Origin of the sequence: Pseudomonas sp. CK-NBRI-02 (assembly GCF_008124495.1) — a bacterium.
GTDB classification, from domain to species: domain Bacteria; phylum Pseudomonadota; class Gammaproteobacteria; order Pseudomonadales; family Pseudomonadaceae; genus Aquipseudomonas; species Aquipseudomonas guariconensis.
Genome location: NZ_VSJH01000001.1, coordinates 129,560 through 145,279 on the forward strand (window position 1 = coordinate 129,560; position 15,720 = coordinate 145,279).

General features: G+C 65.7%; 11 protein-coding genes and 1 pseudogene. 3 read left to right on the plus strand and 9 right to left on the minus strand.

Annotated features, from left to right (window positions below; genetic code table 11):
- Positions 1–38: 38 nt before the first annotated feature.
- Genes DQ397_RS00635 through ptsP form a run of 3 tightly spaced genes read right to left on the minus strand, consistent with a single transcriptional unit; the run spans position 39 to position 5,576 of the window.
- Positions 39–1,775 (minus strand): PTS fructose-like transporter subunit IIB, encoded by a 1,737-nt coding sequence (locus DQ397_RS00635; RefSeq protein ID WP_043208006.1) that lies wholly within the window; start codon positions 1,773–1,775, stop codon positions 39–41.
- Positions 1,772–2,722, minus strand: coding sequence for a 1-phosphofructokinase (pfkB, locus tag DQ397_RS00640; RefSeq protein ID WP_043208005.1), 951 nt, complete (start codon positions 2,720–2,722; stop codon positions 1,772–1,774). The genes DQ397_RS00635 and pfkB overlap by 4 nt, the downstream gene beginning before the upstream one ends.
- A 1-nt stretch (position 2,723) precedes the next feature.
- Positions 2,724–5,576, minus strand: coding sequence for a phosphoenolpyruvate--protein phosphotransferase (gene ptsP / locus DQ397_RS00645; protein WP_043208003.1), 2,853 nt, complete (start codon positions 5,574–5,576; stop codon positions 2,724–2,726).
- A gap of 286 nt (positions 5,577–5,862) precedes the next feature.
- Here ptsP and cra point away from each other — a divergent pair, with 286 nt between their 5' ends.
- Together cra and DQ397_RS00655 are read left to right on the plus strand one after the other, a co-directional pair.
- The gene (gene cra, locus DQ397_RS00650; RefSeq protein WP_043208001.1) at positions 5,863–6,858 is read left to right on the plus strand and encodes a catabolite repressor/activator; all 996 of its coding nucleotides are present in this window, start codon (positions 5,863–5,865) and stop codon (positions 6,856–6,858) included.
- A 2-nt stretch (positions 6,859–6,860) separates the two neighbouring features.
- Positions 6,861–7,637 (plus strand): TatD family hydrolase, encoded by a 777-nt coding sequence (locus DQ397_RS00655; RefSeq protein ID WP_043207999.1) that lies wholly within the window; start codon positions 6,861–6,863, stop codon positions 7,635–7,637.
- Positions 7,638–7,691: 54 nt separating this feature from the next.
- Here the strand turns inward: DQ397_RS00655 and DQ397_RS24855 are convergent, their stop codons facing one another.
- The 5 genes and pseudogenes from DQ397_RS24855 to DQ397_RS00675 form a co-directional block, all read right to left on the minus strand.
- Positions 7,692–8,621, minus strand: coding sequence for a methyl-accepting chemotaxis protein (locus DQ397_RS24855; RefSeq protein ID WP_372240714.1), 930 nt, complete (start codon positions 8,619–8,621; stop codon positions 7,692–7,694).
- Positions 8,595–9,710, minus strand: a pseudogene (locus tag DQ397_RS24860) (methyl-accepting chemotaxis protein); the annotation flags it as partial. The gene DQ397_RS24855 and the pseudogene DQ397_RS24860, both read right to left, overlap by 27 nt.
- Positions 9,711–9,869: 159 nt before the next feature.
- The gene (gene ampE, locus DQ397_RS00665) at positions 9,870–10,700 is read right to left on the minus strand and encodes a regulatory signaling modulator protein AmpE (protein ID WP_043207995.1); all 831 of its coding nucleotides are present in this window, start codon (positions 10,698–10,700) and stop codon (positions 9,870–9,872) included.
- On the minus strand, positions 10,697–11,263 hold the full coding sequence (ampD, locus tag DQ397_RS00670) for a 1,6-anhydro-N-acetylmuramyl-L-alanine amidase AmpD (protein WP_043207993.1): 567 nt from the start codon (positions 11,261–11,263) through the stop codon (positions 10,697–10,699). Before ampD ends, ampE begins: the two co-directional genes overlap by 4 nt.
- A 76-nt stretch (positions 11,264–11,339) precedes the next feature.
- Positions 11,340–13,508, minus strand: coding sequence for a DUF1631 domain-containing protein (locus tag DQ397_RS00675; RefSeq protein WP_043207990.1), 2,169 nt, complete (start codon positions 13,506–13,508; stop codon positions 11,340–11,342).
- 236 nt (positions 13,509–13,744) lie between these two features.
- Between DQ397_RS00675 and nadC the strand changes: the two genes are divergently transcribed.
- Positions 13,745–14,593: a carboxylating nicotinate-nucleotide diphosphorylase gene (gene nadC, locus DQ397_RS00680; RefSeq protein WP_043207989.1), complete on the plus strand. Its 849-nt coding sequence runs from the start codon at positions 13,745–13,747 to the stop codon at positions 14,591–14,593.
- Positions 14,594–14,675: 82 nt separating this feature from the next.
- Here the strand turns inward: nadC and trxB are convergent, their stop codons facing one another.
- The gene (trxB, locus tag DQ397_RS00685; protein WP_043213848.1) at positions 14,676–15,638 is read right to left on the minus strand and encodes a thioredoxin-disulfide reductase; all 963 of its coding nucleotides are present in this window, start codon (positions 15,636–15,638) and stop codon (positions 14,676–14,678) included.
- Positions 15,639–15,720 lie beyond the last annotated feature (82 nt).

A 15,720-nucleotide genomic window follows, 5' to 3' on the forward strand; every position in this document is an offset into this window, starting at 1 on the left:
TCGCCTGGGGCTGCGCTACGACCTCAGGCTCGCTTTCTTCAGCCCTTTGCCGGCGCCACCGCCAATTCCACACGCTCGCCCTTCTTGATCAGTGCATACACCACCGCCGTCAGCAGGCTGCCCGCCAGGATCGCCAGCAGGTAAAGCAACGCATGGTTGATCGCGTTGGGGATCAGCAGCACGAACAGCCCGCCATGGGGCGCCATCAGCTTGCAGCCAAAGTACATCGACAGCGCCCCGGTCAGCGCGCCGCCCGCGACACTGGCCGGGATCACCCGCAGCGGGTCCTTGGCGGCAAACGGAATCGCGCCCTCGGAGATGAAGCACAGCCCCAGGGCCAATGCCGCCTTGCCCGCCTCGCGCTCGCTCTGGGCGAACTTGCGCCGGGCCAGGAAGCTGGCGATGCCCAGGCCGATCGGCGGCACCATCCCGGCGGCCATGGTCGCCGCCATCGGTGCATAGCTGGACGAGGCCAGCAGCCCCACCGAGAAGGCGTAGGCCGCCTTGTTGATCGGACCGCCCAGATCCACGCACATCATGCCGCCCAGCAACAGCCCAAGCAGAATGGCGTTGGTGGTGCCCATGCTGTCGAGAAAGCGCGTCAGGCCTTCGAGCATCGCCGCTACTGGCTGGCCGACCACGTAGATCATCACCAAACCGGTGAACAGACTGGCCAATAGCGGAATGATCAGGATCGGCTTGAGCGCCTCGAGGCTGCTCGGCAGACGCGCCCAGCGGCTGATGGCCTTGGCGCTGTAGCCGGCCAGGAAGCCTGCGATGATGCCGCCGATGAAGCCCGCCCCCAAGGTGCTGGCAAGCAGACCACCGATCATGCCCGGCGCCAGCCCGGGGCGGTCGGCGATGGACCAGGCGATATAGCCGGCCAGCAGCGGCACCATCAGCTTGAATGCCGCCTCGCCGCCGATCTGCATCAAGGCCGCTGGCAAGGTGCCAGGCTCCTTGTAGGCCTCGATGCCGAAGACGAACGACAAGGCGATCAACAGGCCACCGGCCACCACCATAGGCAGCATGAACGACACGCCGGTAAGCAGGTGTTTGTAGACGCCGCTCTTCTCGCTTTTCTTCACGGTCTCTGCGGCAGCCTCCCCCCCTACCTCGACCTTGCCTTCGGCCAGGGCCTTGTCGAGGATGGTGCGCGCCTGCTTCAACGCGATGCCAGTACCGCAGCGGTAGATGCGTTTGCCGGCAAAGCGCGCCGTGGGCACTTCGATGTCGGCGGCCAGCAATACCACATCGGCGTCGGCGATGGCCTCGGCTGAGAGCGGATTGCGCGCCCCTACCGAGCCTTGGGTTTCCACCGTCAATTGATAGCCCATGTCCTTGGCTGCCTGTTGCAACGCTTCGGCGGCCATGAAGGTGTGGGCCACACCGGTGGGGCAGGCAGTGACAGCAACGACCCTCGGCAGCGTACCGTTCGCCGTGGGCACCGCAGGCGTCTGCGCCTCCAGCACTTGGGCCTGGGCCGCCGCCTCATCCAGGAAACGCTCCCGATCGGCCAGGGCCTGGGCCGGTGTGCTGCGATAGACCCGCTTGCCGACGAAGCGCTCCAGATCCACAGGGCCAGTGCTGACCACCAGTACCCAGTCGGCCTCGGCGATCTGCGCCGGACTCAAGCACCCCTCGGCACGTTCGACATCCTGCACCTCGACCACGGGGTTCCAGCCGCGTTGCCGGGCGGCAGCCGCCAGCAAGCGCGCGCTCAGAACGCTGGACACCTGGCCGTTGGGGCAGGCGGTGATGATGGCGATGTTCATCGGCAACCCTCTTGTTGTTCTGTCAGTTGCACAGCGTTTTCCAGGCGCGCCAGCTGTTCGCGATCGCGAATCCCAAAGCCGACCTGAGTGACCGCCTGAGCGGCGATGGCCGTGGCCCGGCGTAGCGTGTGCTCGCGCGGCTCATCCAGCAGCAGGCCATGGACCATGCCCGCGACCAACGAATCACCGGCGCCGACAGTGCTTGCCACCTGCACCTTCGGCGGTCGCCCATGCAGGGGTGGCCGATCTTGGGCAAACCAGCTCAGGCCCTGCTCGCCTTGGGACACCACCACGTGCTCGACGCCGCTGGCCAGCAGCCGCTCGGCAGCCAGGCGCTGGGCTTGCGCAGTGTCCACCTTGGCGCCGAGCGCCTCGCCCAGTTCCTCGGTGTTGGGCTTGACCAGCCAGGGCCCGACCTGCAGGCCGACACGCAAGGCTTCGCCGCTGGTGTCCAGGGCAATCTTCAAACCCTGCTGCTTCAGTTGCAGCAGTAGCTGATGGAACCACTGCGCATCGACACCTCGGGGCAGACTGCCGGCCACCACCACAGCATCGTGCCCCGCCGCCACCTGTTCCAAGCGACGAAGCAGGGCAACACGGGCCGCCTCGTCAACTTCCGGCCCTTGACCGTTGATATCGGTGACCCGGCCATCGGCCTCGACCAGCTTGATGTTGCTACGGGTCTCGCCCGGCACCCGGACAAAGCAGTCGGCAAAGCCGCGCCAGGCGATCAGCGCCTCGAACGGCTCGATATTGTCGCGCCCCAGAAAGCCGCCCACAGTCACGCTGTGGCCCAGGTCGGCCAGGACCTGGGCAACGTTCAGCCCCTTGCCCGCGGCATGGCTGTGCTGGCTGTGGCTGCGATTGACATGGCCGGGGCGCAGGGTGTCCAGGCTGACGGTGATGTCGAGCGCCGGGTTCAGGGTAAGGGTGAGGATCTTGGCCATTTCAATAACGCTCCACCAGCGCCCGGACCGCCGCGGCGCTGTCTTGTTGCAAGGCCTCGCGCGCCAGGGCGCGTGCCGTCTGGTGATCGGCCTGGCGGACCAGCGCCTTGACTTCGGCAATGCTGCGGGCCGCGACGCTCAGCTCGTCCACATCCAGGCCCAGCAGCACCGCGACCGCCTGCGGGTCCGCCGCCAGCTCGCCGCACACACCCACCCATTTGCCTTGGGCGTGGGCGGCACGCACGGTCACGTCGATCAGTTGCAGCACCGCCGGGTGCAGGCCGTCGGCCTGGGCCGAAAGGCTCGGATGGCCACGGTCGATGGCCAGGGTGTACTGGGTCAGGTCGTTGGTGCCGATACTGAAGAAATCCACTTCGCGCGCCAGTTGCGGTGCCAGCAGCGCCGCTGACGGCACCTCGACCATGATGCCCACTTGCAGGTCAGCCACCGGGATTTGCGCACGCAGGCGATCGACCATGGCCTTGGCCTCGCGCCATTCATGCACCTGTCCGACCATCGGGAACATGATGCGCAGGGGGCGGTCATCGGCTGCCTGCAGCAAGGCGCGCAGCTGGGCTTCCATTATCCGGGGACGCTGCAGGGTCAGGCGCACGCCGCGAACCCCCAAGAAGGGATTCTCCTCGGCGTCGATCGGCCAGTACGGCAGCGGTTTGTCGCCCCCCACATCCAGCGTGCGCACCACCAGGGGCCGCCCGCCCAGGCCATCGAGCACGCGGCGGTATTCAGCCTCCTGGGTGGCGATATCAGGTGCCTGGGGGTGGGCCATGAAGATCAGTTCGGTGCGCAGCAGGCCGACGCCTTCGGCGCCCTGCTCCACCACCTTGTCGATCCCCGTGCTCTCGCCGATGTTGGCGAACACTTCGACCGCATGGCCATCGCGGGTCACCGCCGGCTCGTGACGCTTGGCCCAGGCGGCCTGCAGGCGTTGCTCGCGCAGATCGCGCTCGGCCAGGGCCCGCTGCAGGTCATCGGCCGCCGGCGCCACGCTGACCCGACCACGCTGGCCATCGAGCAACAACGGCGTGCCGGCCTCCAGCAACAGAATGGCGGCACCGGCCCCCACCACCGCCGGGATGCCCAGCGCGCGGGCAACGATTGCGCTGTGGGCCGTGGCACCGCCTTGGGCAGTGACGATACCGGCGACCCGGGCCGGGTCCAGGCGGGCCACATCCGACGGGCCCACCTCGGCCATCACCAGCACGTAGGGCTGCTCAGGTTCGACGATGTCCTGGACACCGCACAGTTGCGCCAGCACTCGCCGGCCGATATCACGCAGATCCGCAGCACGCTCGGCCAGCAGGGTGTCGTGCAACGCCTCCTGCTGACGCGCCGCGCCGTCGATCACCGCCATCCAGGCAGCCGCCGCGCTCTCGCCTTGGGCCAGGCGCTGCTCGACTTCATCGCTCAGGCCCGGGTCGGCGAGCATTTCCTGGTGGGTGACGAATATCTCGCCGATCGTGGGGTCACTACGCTCCACCAGGGCCTGCAGCTCGGCATTCACCACCGCCAGCGCATCGCGCAGCTTATGCCGCTCTTGGGCAGGCGACTCGCCGCGTAGCGGGTAGTCGATCTGGCGCTCTACCTGCACAAAAGCCGGGCCACTGGCGATGCCCGGCGCAGCGCCGACACCCTGCACGACGCTACCGGCCGCCGGCGCCTGGAGCGTCTGCACAGGCTCTTGGACACTTGGCGAGGCCGTTTCAGGCAGCGCTTCCACCACCTCGCCCAGGCCTTGCTCGATGGCCGCCAGCAAGACCGGCAGGGCATCGTTGGCAATACTGGGTTCGGCGATCAGCTCCAGCGTCTGGCCGCGCCGGGCCCCAAGGCTGAGCAGCTTGCTCAGGCTCTTGAGCGACACTGCCGGCTCGACGCTGTCCTGCAGGCGGACACGCAACTCGCCCTCGAAACCTTTGGCCAGCTGGGCCAGCACCTTGGCTGGGCGCGCATGCAAACCGTGGGGATTGGCCAGCACCACGCAAACGCTCGGCCAATCGGCCGGGGCCTCTCCACCGAGCACCTGCAGCACGGCGCGGCTGTTGGGCGCTTGGTAGAGCATTTGCCCACGGCCTTCGATCAGCACTTCACACAGGCGCTCGAGCAAAGCTTGATGAGCGACACCCAGGCTCGCCAGACAGAACAGGCCGTTGAGCGGCTGGTCACGGTAGCGCAGCGGTTGCTGCGGCGTGACGAAGGCCAGGCCTGGCTGACGCACAAGGCGCTCGCTGTGCAGCCACCACAATCCCTCACCCAGGGGCAGCGGCTCGGCCTGTTGCAGCACGTTGGCAAACCCGGCATCGACGCAGCCGGCACGTTGCAGCAGCCGCGCGCCACGCCAGGCCAGCTCGTCGAAGTCTTCGGCGGCCAGGCCCAGCCCCACCAGTTGCGCGTCCAGCGCCAGGGCCTGGGGTGCGCCTTGCAACAGCTTGAGCAACGCCTCAGCGCTGGAGGCACGGCGCAGGGCCTCGGCCAGGTCGGTCTCGCCCAGGGCACGGGTCAGCAATTGCAGCAGGCGCAGGTGCTCGTCGGACCGGGCGGCAATGCCGATGGCCAGGTAGACGATCTGACCGTCCCCCCAGTCCACCCCCTCGGGAAACTGCAACAGGCGCACGCCGGTGGCGAAGACTTGGTCGCGGGTCTGCGGCGTGCCGTGGGGGATGGCGATACCCTGGCCAAGGAATGTCGAGCCTTGCGCCTCGCGGTCCAGGAGCCCTTGCAGGTAACCTTCGGCGACCAGGCCATCGGCGACCAGCCGATCGGCCAGAAGGCGCAGCGCCTCGGCCTTGTCGGCAGCCACCTGGTCCATAGCGATCTGCTCCTGAGCGAGCTCCAGCATGACCTTCTCCTTTTGCAGCCCCCGGGGCGGGGACCTGAGGTATTGTTGTGAATTCCACGAATCGGGTCTGTTCAACGGTCTTGCGCAGACGGTACACGGGGCAGAAAACTTGCCTGCTGAATCGTTTAACCTGACCAGGTGGCCACGTTACTCGATAATCTTCCGACGAAAAAGCCCCATCCTGTCGGACAATTGCGACAATGGTCGCCTGCCCAAGGCCCCGGCGCCAGGTGAAACTACCCGGTCCGGCCTCGCAGGCAGCCCCGGTAATAACAAGGAAAATTCGGTGAAACTCAGCGATATCGCCCGTCTGGCCGGTGTGTCCGTGACCACCGCCAGCTACGTCATCAATGGCAAGGCCGAACAACAGCGCATCAGCAACAGCACCGTCGAGCGCGTGCGTGCGGTGGTCGAGGCCCACGGCTTCACGCCCAACCCCCAGGCCGCCGGCCTGCGCAGCCGGCACACCCGCACTCTGGGCTTCATTCTCCCGGATCTGGAGAACCCCAGCTACGCCCGCATTGCCAAGCAACTCGAACAGGGTGCCCGCGCCCGCGGCTACCAGTTGCTGATCGCCAGCAGCGATGACCAGCCCGACAGCGAACGCCAGTTGCAGCAGCTGTTCCGCGCCCGTCGTTGCGATGCGCTGTTCGTCGCCAGTTGCCTGCCGCCTGATGACGAAAGCTATCGTGAGCTGCAGGACAAAGGCCTACCGGTCATCGCCATCGACCGGCGGATGGCACCGGAATACTTCTGCTCAGTGATCAGCGACGACCGCGACGCCAGCCGGCAGCTGGCCCAAAGCCTTCTGGATACCCGCCCAGACACCATCGCCCTGATCGGCGCACGCCCGGAGCTGTCGGTCAGCCAGGCCCGTGCTGGCGGTTTCGACGAAGCCCTGCAACCGTTCACCGGCCAGGTGCGCCGCTACCAGGGCGAAGCCTTCAGCCGCGAGTGTGGCCAGCGCCTGATGCAGCAACTGATCGAGGACTTCGGCGGCCTGCCCGACGCCTTGGTGACCACCTCCTACGTGTTGCTCCAGGGCGTGTTCGATACCCTGCAGACGCGCCCGGCCGACTCGCGCCAGCTGCAACTGGGTACTTTCGGCGACAACCAGTTGCTGGACTTCCTGCCCTTGCCGGTCAATGCCATGGCCCAGCAGCACGGCCTGATCGCGGCCACCGCCTTGGAACTGGCCCTGGCCGCGATCGAGGACAAGCGCTACGAGCCCGGCGTGCATGCGGTAGCCCGGACCTTCAAGCAACGCATCAACGCAGGCTGACCATGCGCCTGATCGACACCCATACCCATCTGGACTTCCCCGACTTCGACGCCGACCGCGACCGCCTGCTGACCAACGCGGCGGCTCGAGGCGTGGAGCGCATGGTGGTGCTGGGGGTGTATCAGGCCAATTGGCAACGGGTGTGGGATCTGGTCTGTGGCGAACAGCGGCTGTTCGCGGCCTTGGGCCTGCATCCGGTGTACCTCGACCAGCACCGCCCCGAGCACCTGGCACAACTGCGCGCCTGGCTCGAACGTCTGCGCGGCGACCCGCGTCTGTGTGCGGTGGGTGAGTTCGGCCTGGACTATTACCTGCCGGAACTGGACAAGGAACGCCAGCAAGCGTTGTTCGAGGCGCAGTTGCAACTGGCCTGCGACTTCGACCTGCCCGCCCTGCTGCACGTACGCCGCAGCCATGCCCAGGTGATCGCCACCCTCAAGCGCTATAAGCCTGCGCGCGCCGGTATCATCCACGCCTTCGCCGGCAGCTATGAAGAAGCGCGCGAATACATCAAGCTCGGCTTCAGGCTGGGCCTGGGCGGCGCGGCCACCTGGCCCCAAGCCCTGCGCCTGCGCAAGACCTTGCCCCGGTTACCGCTGGAAAGCGTGGTGCTTGAGACCGACGCCCCGGACATGGCACCGGTGATGTTCCCCGGAGAACGCAACAGCCCGGAACATCTCCCGGAAATCGCCCACGCACTGGCCGAGGTGATGGGCATAGACGCCGAGCGCCTGGCTCAGATCAGCAGCCGCAATGCCTGTGAGCTGTTCGGCTGGTAAGCCATCGCAGGCCCATCCGCGGGTAAACCCGCGAAGAAGTCGCCACGAATCAGCCTAGACGCGGAACGCGCCGATCAGTCGCTTGAGCTCGTCCACCTGGTTCGACAACGCCCGGCTGGCCTGTTCGGTCTGGCAGGCGCCTTGGGTGGTGTCCTGGGCAGCGCGGTTGATTGCCACGATATTCAGGTCGATGTCATGGGCCACCGCGGTCTGCTGCTCGACGGCCGCGGCGATCTGCTGGTTCTGCGCGACGATGCCGCCCACCGCACCAAGGATGTTGCCCAGCGCCTGTTGCACCTGACGTGCTTCGTCCACCGTCCCCGCCGCCATCTGGTGGCTGCTGCCCATGGCCGTGACCGCCGCGTCGACGCCCGCCTGCAGACGCTGGATCATCTGGGCGATCTCCTCGGTGGAGTCCTGGGTGCGGCGCGCCAGGGTGCGTACCTCATCGGCCACCACGGCAAAGCCCCTGCCCTGCTCGCCGGCCCGAGCCGCCTCGATGGCGGCGTTGAGCGCCAGCAGGTTGGTCTGCTCGGCGATGCTGCGGATCACCTCCAGCACCCGGCCGATGGCCTGGCTGTCACCGGCCAGCTGGTTGACCGCAACCACGCTCTGGTCAATCTCCCCGGCCAGGCGGGTGATGCTGTCCTGCTGGTTTTCCACCAGGCCACGGCCGGTGGCGCTCTCGCGATTGACCTGTTGCGCGCCTTCGGCGGCCAGGGCTGCACTGCGGGCGACCTCCTGGGAGGTGGCGCTCATCTGGTTCATGGCGGTGGCCACTTGTTCGATCTGCTCACGCTGGCCACTGACCGCCTGGTTGCTGCGCACCGACACCTCCAGCACCTGCCCGGCTTGCTCCTCGACCGTCGAGACAGTCCGCCCCACCTGATCGATCAGCTCGCGAATGCGCAACACCGTTTGGTTGAAGCCTTGGCCCAGCTCGCCGAGCTCGTCGCGGCTGTGGGCCTTGAAACTCACGGTCATGTCGCCGGCTGCGACCTTGTCCATGGCCGCGCCCAGATTGCCCAAGGTTTGGCGGATGGACACATAGAAGCCGCTGTCCAGATAGATGATCAGGGCAAATACCGCCAGCAGCGCGGCGACCAGCGCGATCATGCGCAGGCGGTGCTCGTCCAGGCGATCCTGCAGTTGCACCTGAAGATGGGAGAGAATGGCGTCGTTGAGGCGGTAGGTCTGCACCATCAGGTCGCTGACCTGCTGATAGAACCCAAGCCACGGCGCGTCCAGGGTTTCGGCCATCACCACACGGTCTTCGAACAAGGTCGCGGCCTGTTTCACCGTTGCCTGGCTGGCTTCGGCCAGCGCGGCCAAGGCGGTCCTTGCGCGCGGGTCAGCGGCCAGTGCGTCGTCCAGGCGAATGCCGTAGTCGGCAGACAGCCGCTCCAAGCGTTGCAACAAGTCTTCGAAGCGGGCACTGCCGGCCGAATCGATGAAGCCACGGCCCAACGCCATGGCCCCCAATGCCCGCCCTTCGCCCAGGGTCTGGGTTACCTGACCGGTGGCACTGCCCAGCAGCTCGCTCAGATGCCGCACCGAGGCCTGGTGGTCCTGGTCCAGCCCGGATTGACTGGCCACCTGTTTGGTCAGGACCTGGGCCTGAACCAACAGCTTGTCGAACAGAGCCGCCTTGCTTTGCAGGGAGGACTCGTTGCGCGCGCGGGTGAAGATTTCGCTCAGCTCTTCTCGTCGGGCCTGTAGCTGCGGGTCGCTCGTGGGTATCGCCTCGAGCCCCGCGGCGACCTTGTCCTCAAGGGCGCCGATACGCTGCTCCACGTCGCCGGCCTGTCCCGACTGGCCCAACAGGGCGTTGATCTGCAACAGGTTGCCCAGGGTTTCCAGATCGCTACGCAGGGTCAGGGCGCCAGCCAGGGGCCCCAAGCCCTGCAGCTCGACGCCGGTGGCGTGGAATTCGTCGTAGACGTCGCGCACCAGGTAGAAGCTGGTGACCAGCATGGGGACGAAGAACAAAGTGCTGATCAAGCTGAACTTCAAGCCGAAGCTCAGCCGGTCCATCAGGGCGATGGCCGGATAGAGCAAACGCTTCATGCGCATCTCCTTGGATTCTTTTTATTCTGCGAGGTAGCACAAGGCCATTAACGGCCAGGGGACTTGTATAACGCAGATCGAACCCAAGGTTTGTAATTTAAGGTTAAGCGCTGCTTGCGTAGGCCTGGCTCGCTCGATACCAGGCCGACAAGCCGAAGCACGCACTCAGACCAATACCGTCCACAGCGCAAAGCAGGCATACCACAGCACCGCGCAACGCAGCAGCAGCTCCCAGAGGCTGTCCAGACGACCGAGCCCCCGCTGGGTGTCTTCTTCCTCAGGCGCGCTGTCCGCCACGCGTCCGACCCGCGCCACCAGATGCCCCGCACTGATGTGCCAGTTGAGCAGTTCATGCAGCATCACCCGCACTACGGCGACAAAGTTGCCTACCAGGGCAAAGCTCAGGGCCAGCACCCGCACCGGCAACCAGTCCAGGGCATGGCGCAGCTGCTCGGCGCGCTCCTTGAGTGCCGGTTGGCGGCTGTTCTCTACACTCAGCGCCAGCAGCCGATAGGCCAAGGCCGCGCCCGGGCCGAGCAGGAAGTACCAGAAGATCACCGCGAAAAAGCTCTGGTAGGCCTGCCACAGCAAATGCCCCTGCACCCGCACCAACAAGCTAGGGGCATCGTCGGCGGCCAGGCCCAGATCCCGCTCGGCCACATGCAGCGCGGCTTGGTCATCGGCCCGGCGCCAGGCATCTCGAAACGGCCCCAGGGATGCCTTGATGTCGCCACGCCCGAGGCTGTAGATCAGCACCAGCAGGTGCACTGGCAAGGCCAGCAGGCCGTAAGCCACAGGCTCCAGCACGTGCAGCAACAGCACCAGCAACGCTACAGGCGCCAGCACCAGGATGGCCAGCGTCCACCAGGGATGCACCTTGCCGCTGCGCTCCAGACGTACCAGCTCGCCGATGAAGAACCCGTCACGCTGCAACCGCTGGCGCAGGGCCGAGAACTTCTCGAACCAGAGCACCAACACCAACACTAGAAAGCTCATGCGTCGTCCTCACTGCACTGCAGGGCCGCCCGGTAGCGGCACCAATCGAAAGCCGGGCCCGGGTCGGTCTTGCGCTCCGGGGCGATGTCGCTGTGACCGCAGATACGTCCGAGGTCGATCACAGGCCACGCGCCGCGAATCTGCTCGGTCAGTTGTTTCAAGGTCTGGTACTGGGCGTCGGTGTAGGGCAAATCATCGGTGCCCTCCAGCTCGATACCAATGGAAAAATCGTTGCAACCCTCGCGCTCGCCGAAGCGCGAAACACCGGCATGCCAGGCACGGTCCAGCAAAGAGACGAACTGGGTCACCGCCCCGTCCCGCTCGATGAACAAGTGCGCTGAGACGGTCAAATGGCAGATGCTTTCGAAGTAGGGGTGCTCGGCGGGATCGAGCCGGTTCTGGAAGAACTGCTGGACCTTGCCGGTGCCGAAACAGGCCGGAGGCAGGCTGATGTTGTGGATAACCAACAGGGAGATGGCTTCGCCTTCAGGGCGCGCGTTGAAATTCGGCGAGGGGCAGTGGGTGACGCCGGAGAACCAGCCAGTCGCACGGTCCAATTGCATGGAGCAGTTCCTGAAATCGCCAGGGAGGAGCCGCCAGTATGCCCCGCGTCCGGCAGGCTTGCATGTAAATGATTGTTCAGCGCGTCTGCTGGCTGCGCAATCGTTCCAGCACAGCGTCCAGCGCGCGCTCGAACAAAAGACCGTCGTCGAGCAGACGAACCTCACCACGCCGCAGGGCCTGGACCAGTCCGGCGCAGCTCCACTCCCGCACCTTCATGCCGGTACGATTGGCGAAGACATAGCGGTCGCTGCTGTCGATCACCGCCACCAACTTGCAGCGCAGGGGCTCATCGTCATCCATCACTTCTACCCAGGCACCGATGCGCAGCCGCCGCACCTGTCCCAGTTCAGGGCTTTGTCCATCCAGACGCAGCAACGGGCCACAGGCCGATTCATCGGCCACCGCCAGAATGATCTGCTCGGCCACCAAGACCTCATCCAGGTCAGGCGCGCCGTCGGTGGATGAAACGTCACCGCCAGCAAAGGCGCGCAGGTGCAACTGCTCCAGTCGCAGGAAGAACTCCCGGGTCGCGGCGGCTTCGGTGACCACCCCGGCCAATCCGTCGCGCAGGTTCTTGAGCAGCACCGGCACCTGTTGCAACAAGCGCTCCCGCGCCTGTGGATCTCGGTGCGGGGCGATGCTGGCCAGCAGGGCATCGACTGTGTCCAGGCCATCGCGCCAGGCGCTGGAGTCTTCGCCCTCCTTGAGCCAGGCCAGCAGCAAGACCTGGCTCCAACCATGCACCAGCATGTGTACCACCGCGTGCGGCAGCACCCGACCTTGTAGGCGCAAGTTCAGTGCCTGCTGTACCCGTTGCCGGGCTTGCAGCGCCCGGGCGCGCCCCTCTTCGGCGTCACGGGTGCGCTGTTCGAGCAGTTCGTTGCGCCGCCGCTCTTCCTGGTTGAACGCGAGAAAATCCTCGAGCAGATCGGCGAACACGCGGGAATCGTCAGTGAAGTCGTTGAGCAGGCGTTGGATCACCCGCTCCACGCGCAGATGCAAGCTGTCGCGCACGCCCTCGCTGCCGCTTTCCCAGCCGATCGCGGCGGCGGCAATCTCGTTGAGCAGACGCCGGGCAGGATGACTGGCACGGCTGAACAGGCCTTTATCGAGCAAGGCGACCTTGAGCAGTGGAATGTGCAAGCGAGCGATCAACCCGCGCAGGGATACAGGCAAGTTGTTGTCGGCCTGGATGAAGTCGAACAGCAGGCCGACCAGATTGAGGGTGTCTTCGTCAGCCGTGTCGATCCGGCGGCGCGTGCCGCTGCGCACGCTCACCCGCAGCAGCAACTGCTCCAACTGCTGGCCAAGCGAGAAGTCATCCGCCTCGCAGGTGGCCGGTACATAGTGCTGAAGATGCGACAGCAGGCGCAGCAGGTCGGCGGTGCTGATCGGCTGGGCGCTGGCGACCTGCTGCACACGCGGCGCGATTCGGCCTCGGATCGGGGCCAGCAGTGCCTGTACGGAATCGAAGAACGCCTGGCCTGCGCCATCGAGATCCGGCGCTTCGTCGCGCGCCAGCTCGGCTGACAGGCGTTGGACGGATTGGCGACGATCGTCGGCACGACGGCGCGGTGTCGGCTTGAGTTCAGGCAGCACACCGGCGTCGGCCAGCAACTGGTTGGCTTGATCGTACAACTGATCGAGGTCGCGCAATACGTAGCGTTCGAACAGCTTGAGCAGGATCAGCTTGACCCTGCGGGTAACGCCTTGGCTGCGCGCGGCCTCCAGGAAATAACCGCACAAACGGTCCGGCCCCAGGGGGTTGTCCGGCGCCGCCGCGGCGTTGCCGAGCAGGGCTTGCAGGCGCAACGCCAGGTGTTCCAAAGCAAGACCATCGCGCGAAAGCACCCGGGCGACCATGGTTTCGAGGACGGCGGTGCGTGCCAACTGCGCCGAGCCGAGCGGGTCCTCGCTGAGGGTGAATGCCGAGGCTTCGACCTGCCCTACCTGGGCAAAGCGGTCATAGAAAGTGTCGAGAAAGCCGCGCTCGATGCTCTTTCGCTTCAGACGCAGGTCGCGCATGGCTTCGAAGTACAGGTTCTGCTCGAAACGATCAGGAGCCTTGTCGGCCATTTCGAAGAGCGTGTCGTCAGCATTGTCGAACAATGCCTGCAGCCCTTGGCGCAGCTGCAATGCAGCCTGGTCGCGCACTTGCAGAAGCGGCACCGGGAGGCACGAGGGCGCATGAGCCCCGCGATCGATGGCGACCGCCAAAGGCACCACCTTGCCTTCTTTCTGCATCCCGGACTCCTTGTGGGTGTTTTCGTTGGCGCGATGCCAGTCAAAACCATGACGCCAAATACTGGGCGCATTATCGGTAAAAATTCCGATAGCTACTAGAGCGTTCTTCACACGCCAGCAACTGACACTCCATTCGCCACAATGCTCAGCCGTCCCGACCAAAGGTCAGTCCCGTTGCCGCTGTACACGCCGCCCCCCTGCCCTATAATCGCCGCACCTAGCTTGTGGAGCCGACCATGCCGAACCTACGCCTCGCCGACCTGACCGCCGAAATCGAAGCCAACGTGCGCCGCGCGCTGCTCGAAGACATCGGCAGTGGCGACATCACCGCCCAGCTGATTCCGGCCGAGCGCCTGGCCAAGGCAACCATCATCACCCGTGAGGACTGCACCATCGCCGGTACCGCCTGGGTCGATGCGGTGTTCCGCCAGCTCGACCCGCGGGTCGCGGTGCATTGGCAGGTGTCCGATGGCGATCGGGCCACGCCCAACCAGGCGCTGTTCCACCTCGAAGGCCCGGCACGCTCGCTGCTCAGCGGCGAACGCACGGCGCTGAACTTCCTGCAGATGCTGTCGGGTGTGGCGACCCGGGCGCGCTTTCTCGCGGACTTGGTACAGGGCACCCAGGTGCGCCTGCTCGACACCCGCAAGACTCTCCCCGGCCTGCGTCTGGCGCAGAAGTACGCAGTCACCTGCGGCGGCTGTCACAACCACCGCATCGGCCTGTACGACGCGTTCCTGATCAAGGAAAACCATATCGCCGCCAGCGGCGGGGTGGCCGAGGCCGTCAACGCAGCGCACCGCATCGCGCCGGGCAAGCCTGTGGAAATCGAGGTCGAAAGCCTGGACGAGCTGCGCCAGGCCTTGGCGGCCGGCGCCGACATCATCATGCTCGATGAACTCACCCTCGATGAAATGCGCGAAGCCGTGCGCATCACCGCTGGCAAGGCCAAGCTCGAGGCCAGCGGCGGCGTGAACGAAAGCACGCTGCGGGTGATCGCCGAGACCGGCGTGGACTACATTTCCATCGGCGCCATGACCAAGGACGTGAAGGCGGTGGACCTGTCGATGCGCCTTAGCCTGTAAGGCTCTTTCAAGACACAAAAAAACCGGCCATCAGGCCGGTTTTTTTGTAGGGGCCAAAGCCCCGGTGGGCGCTGGCGAATCCTTAGAACGAAGCGTTCGCCAGGCCGTCCAGGTAACGCTCCACGTCCAGTGCAGCCATGCAGCCGGCACCGGCGGAGGTGATCGCCTGGCGGTAGACGTGGTCGGCCACGTCGCCAGCCGCGAACACGCCTTCGACGTTGGTGGCGGTAGCGTTGCCTTCACGGCCGCCGTTGACCACCAGGTAGCCGTCCTTGAGGGTCAGCTGGCCTTCGAACAGCGAGGTGTTCGGGGTGTGGCCAATGGCGATGAACACGCCGTCGACCTTGATTTCGTCGCTGCTACCGTCGTTGTTCTTCAGGCGCGCACCGGTCACTCCCATGTCGTCACCGAGCACTTCATCCAGGGTGGCGTTGAGCTTGAGCTCGATCTTGCCTTCGGCCACACGGGCGTGCAGCTTGTCGACCAGAATCTTCTCGGCGCGGAAGGTGTCGCGGCGGTGGACCAGCGTCACCTTGCTGGCGATGTTGGCCAGGTACAGGGCTTCTTCCACGGCGGTGTTGCCACCACCCACCACGGCAACCGGCTTGTTGCGGTAGAAGAAACCGTCGCAGGTTGCGCAGGCCGAAACGCCTTTGCCCATGAAAGTCTCTTCCGACGGCAGCCCCAGGTAGCGAGCGCTGGCACCGGTGGCGATGATCAGGGCGTCGCAGGTGTAGGTGCCGCTGTCGCCGCGCAGGGTGAACGGCTTATTGGCCAGGTCCACGGCATTGATGTGGTCGAAGACGATCTCGGTCTCGAAGCGCTCGGCATGCTCCTGCATGCGCTGCATCAGGGCCGGGCCGGTCAGGCCGTGGGGGTCGCCCGGCCAGTTGTCGACTTCGGTGGTGGTGGTCAGCTGACCGCCGGCCTGCATGCCGGTGATCAGCAGCGGCTTCAAGTTGGCACGGGCGGCATAGACCGCTGCGCTGTAACCGGCCGGGCCGGAACCGAGGATGATGACGCGCGAATGACGTACTTCAGACATGTCGAACTCCTGTCGAGACGGCCGCTGGGCCGGCGTCGGGGCACCGGCAGTGCCGGCTGGAATGAAAAGGGACCTACGCAGC

Bases quoted from the DNA above. Each gene is read 5' to 3' on its own strand.
- DQ397_RS00655 (WP_043207999.1), top strand. From the start codon at position 6,861: ATGCGCCTGATCGACACCCATACCCATCTGGACTTCCCCGACTTCGAC.
- ampD (WP_043207993.1), bottom strand. From the start codon at position 11,263: ATGCAATTGGACCGTGCGACTGGCTGGTTCTCCGGCGTCACCCACTGC.
- pfkB (WP_043208005.1), bottom strand. From the start codon at position 2,722: ATGGCCAAGATCCTCACCCTTACCCTGAACCCGGCGCTCGACATCACC.
- DQ397_RS00635 (WP_043208006.1), bottom strand. From the start codon at position 1,775: ATGAACATCGCCATCATCACCGCCTGCCCCAACGGCCAGGTGTCCAGC.
- ptsP (WP_043208003.1), bottom strand. From the start codon at position 5,576: ATGCTGGAGCTCGCTCAGGAGCAGATCGCTATGGACCAGGTGGCTGCC.
- trxB (WP_043213848.1), bottom strand. From the start codon at position 15,638: ATGTCTGAAGTACGTCATTCGCGCGTCATCATCCTCGGTTCCGGCCCG.
- nadC (WP_043207989.1), top strand. From the start codon at position 13,745: ATGCCGAACCTACGCCTCGCCGACCTGACCGCCGAAATCGAAGCCAAC.
- ampE (WP_043207995.1), bottom strand. From the start codon at position 10,700: ATGAGCTTTCTAGTGTTGGTGTTGGTGCTCTGGTTCGAGAAGTTCTCG.
- DQ397_RS24855 (WP_372240714.1), bottom strand. From the start codon at position 8,621: ATGACCGTGAGTTTCAAGGCCCACAGCCGCGACGAGCTCGGCGAGCTG.
- DQ397_RS00675 (WP_043207990.1), bottom strand. From the start codon at position 13,508: ATGCAGAAAGAAGGCAAGGTGGTGCCTTTGGCGGTCGCCATCGATCGC.